The sequence below is a fragment of the Massilia sp. TSP1-1-2 genome (genome assembly GCF_049896185.1).
Lineage (GTDB): Bacteria > Pseudomonadota > Gammaproteobacteria > Burkholderiales > Burkholderiaceae_D > Telluria_A.
The window spans coordinates 1-599 of the sequence record NZ_JAFCTU010000200.1 but is presented as its reverse complement, the minus strand read 5'-3'; the positions used below and the strand labels follow the sequence as shown (position 1 = coordinate 599).

The 599-nt window shown below is 64.6% G+C and carries 1 pseudogene; it reads left to right on the top strand.

Annotated features, from left to right (window positions below):
- A pseudogene (gene gyrB, locus ACP7BV_RS27685) lies at positions 1-599 on the top strand (DNA gyrase subunit B); the annotation flags it as partial.

Sequence of the window (599 nt, the reverse complement as noted above, 5' to 3'; positions counted from 1 at the left end):
CCTCGCTCACGCCGCGCGACGGCGCCGACCCGATCGTCGGCGAGCCGCTGGGCGAACTGGTACGCCAGTTCAACCTGGCCAACGCCATCATGATGCGCTTGACGCGCGTGATCGACCGCGCCGCGCTGACCGCCATCATGACCGGCGTTGAGCTGGACCTGACCACCATTGACGCTGCCGAAGTATCGGCCAGGGCGCTGGAGGCGACCATCGCCGACAAGGCCGTCAAAGTCGTGGTGCGTTCCGATGAATTGAGCGAGAAGCACGCGCTGCGCATCGAGCGCATGCATCACGGGAACGTGAAAATCAGCTCGATCGATGCGGACTTCGTGCAGGGCGCCGACTACGCGACCCTGGCCGCCGCTGCCGCCACTTTCAAGGGCTTGATCGGTGAAGGCGCATTCATTCGCCGCGGCGAAGGCGAGCGCGTCAAGGAATCGGCCGTGGTCGACTTCCACCACGCCATGCAGTGGCTGCGCGACGAAGCCGAGCGCACCGTCAGCAAGCAGCGCTACAAAGGGCTGGGCGAGATGAATCCGGAGCAGCTGTGGGAAACCACGATGGATCCGACCGTACGCCGTTTGCTGAAGGTGCAGATT